The following is a 343-nucleotide window of genomic DNA, read 5'->3' on the forward strand; positions in this document are numbered from 1 at the left end:
GCATTCGGCGTCAACTCCGAAAAATTCAAATGCCGCGGAATGAAACCCTGCTGCACCGACAACACCGTCTTGATGAACCCGGCAACACCAGACGCAGACTCCAAATGCCCCAAATTGGTCTTCACCGACCCCAACACCAACGGCGCCGCCGAACCCCGCTCACCAAACACCGCCGACAAGGCATCCAACTCAATCGGATCACCCAACGCCGTACCAGTGCCATGCGCCTCGACATAGTCGATATCAGCCGGGGACAACCGCGCCGACGCCAACGCCGCCCGCACCACCTTCTGCTGCGCCGGACCCGACGGCACCGTCTGACCCGACGACGGCCCATCCTGAT

Annotated in this window: 1 protein-coding gene; it reads right to left on the bottom strand. The window is 61.8% G+C overall.

The features are described from left to right. Positions 1–343, bottom strand: a 343-nt coding sequence (locus tag LI94_RS21555) for a polyketide synthase (protein ID WP_152664912.1), incomplete at both ends; no start/stop codon positions are given.

Origin of the sequence: Mycobacterium sp. UM_Kg27 (genome assembly GCF_000972905.1) — a bacterium.
Lineage (GTDB): Bacteria > Actinomycetota > Actinomycetes > Mycobacteriales > Mycobacteriaceae > Mycobacterium.